Origin of the sequence: Collinsella aerofaciens, from assembly GCF_001405375.1 — a bacterium.
Taxonomy (GTDB): domain Bacteria; phylum Actinomycetota; class Coriobacteriia; order Coriobacteriales; family Coriobacteriaceae; genus Collinsella; species Collinsella aerofaciens_F.
The window spans coordinates 1-2,143 of sequence record NZ_CYYP01000036.1 but is presented as its reverse complement, the minus strand read 5'-3'; the positions used below and the strand labels follow the sequence as shown (position 1 = coordinate 2,143).

Below are 2,143 nucleotides of genomic sequence, written 5' to 3'. Positions count from 1 at the left end.
GCACGCCCCGCGGCTGATCCGGTCCGACCGGGCCGCGCGGCAAGGAGATATATTGCCAGACCGGAGGGGCCCCGGGGGCGGGAATCTGGGCGTACACATTTCCTACACATATAAGTACTCTCGGTTGGCTGGTTAAAAACAGGAGGGGACCTCGCATCCGAGATCCCCTCTTTAGCCCATCTATAGCTATAGACTCTTAAATACCTTATGCCAGCAGCTTGCGACCGGACTCCTCGATCGCGTCAAGTGCTGCATCTGCCTCGGCGGCATCCGCGCCCTTAGCGAAGATGTACAGCTTAATCTTGGGCTCGGTGCCGGAAGGACGAACAATACCCTTGTTGCCACCCTCAAGATCGAACTCAATAACATTAGCCTTCGGCAGGCCGTTCACGCAGGTGTTGTAATCAACGACGGCCTCAATCTTGGAACCGGCGAGCTCCGCGGGCGGGTTCTCGCGCAGACCGGCCATGATGCCGGCCATCTTTGCCGCACCCTCAGCACCCGGATAGCTCAGCGAAATCGTCTTGTTGTGATAGTAGCCATACTTCTCGTACAGCTCGTGCATCGCGTCGGCAAGGTTCTTTCCCTGGAGCTTGTAGTACTGCGCCATCTGGCAAATCAAAAGCGAAGTGCTCACGGCGTCCTTGTCGCGCACGTGGTCGCCGGCCAGATAGCCGTAGCTCTCCTCAAAACCGAAGATAAAGCGATCGACCTCGCCAGCATCGGAAAGAGAAGTAATGATGTCGCCGATGTACTTGAAGCCCGTCAGGCAGCGGCGGAGCTCAAAACCGTACTCGTCGGCCAGAGCGTCAACCATGGCGGAAGAAACGATAGTAGTGACAGCAACCTTCTTAGTGAGGTCCTCACCGCGAGCAGCGCGGGTCTTGCAGATATAGTCGAGCAGCAGAACGCCCATCTCATTGCCGGTCAGCAGCAGATAGTCATCGCCATTCTTAACGGCAACGCCAACGCGATCGGCGTCAGGATCGGTTGCAAGCAGCAGATCAGGGTGAACCTGCTCGCACAGGTCAATGCCCTTCTGCATGGCCTGACGAATCTCGGGGTTAGGATACGGGCAGGTCGGGAAATCGCCGTTAGGCTCCTTCTGCTCGGGAACAACCGTGACATCGGTGATGCCAGCGCGCTCGAGCACCGTCGTGACGGGAATGAGGCCGGTGCCGTTGAGCGGAGTGTAGACGAGCTTAAGCGGAGCGCCAGCGATCTCCTCGGCAGAAAGGTTGGTCACGCCGCGGGCGAGAACGGCGTCATAATAACGCTCGAGGCACGAGTCATCGATCCATTTGACCAGACCCTGCTCAAGAGCCTCATCGAAGTCCATGGACTTCACGCCGGTGAACGTATCGGTCTCGGCGATAGCCTTAGAAATTGCATCGGCGGCCTCGCTGGTGATCTGGCAGCCGTCGGGGCCATAGGCCTTATAGCCGTTATAAGGCGCCGGATTATGACTAGCGGTCATGCAAATGCCACCGGAGCACTTAAGGTCGCGGACGGCCCAGGAGAGCGTCGGCACGGGAGAAATCTTGGGATACACGAGGGCAGTCACGCCGTTTGCTGCAAGAATGGCAGCCGTAGTCTTGACGAACAGCTCACCTTTATTGCGGCTATCGCGAGCGATGGCGACCGTCGGATGCTCGAAGGTCGCATTGAGGTAGTCAGCGAATCCCTGGGTCGCACGACCGACCGTATAGATATTCATACGGTTAGTGCCCGCACCGATAGTGCCGCGAAGGCCGGCAGTACCGAAGGCGAGATCCTGGAAGAAAGCGTCGGTGATGGCGTCCTCATCACCCTGCTCCTTCATCGTGTTGAGCTCAGCGAGGAGCTCCTCGTCCTTGACATTGGCAATCCAAGTATCAAGCAGCTCATGAACATCTGCCATGTGAGTCCTTCCGTCACAATCAATAAAACAACCCGTGTAAAACAGGACAAGCGCATCAGCGCGCTAAAGCAAATATTAGTCCATTGAGAACAGAGAACCGACCACAGAACGGTGAACGTTTATATTCACCGGTGGATGATTGGATTGATTTAATTGCTTAGTGAACGCCGCAATTAACGCAAAAAAGGGGGAGGCCGCGAGGCCTCCCCCTTCTCAGTTCAAGCGTACGGCTCGGTGCCGTCC

General features: G+C 56.9%; 1 protein-coding gene. It reads right to left on the bottom strand.

Going from position 1 to position 2,143, the window contains the following annotated elements; all coding sequences use genetic code 11:
• Positions 1-205: 205 nt before the first annotated feature.
• A complete protein-coding gene (locus ARB25_RS09615; RefSeq protein ID WP_006235592.1) occupies positions 206-1,900 on the bottom strand; it encodes a phospho-sugar mutase in 1,695 nt (564 codons plus the stop codon).
• Positions 1,901-2,143 lie beyond the last annotated feature (243 nt).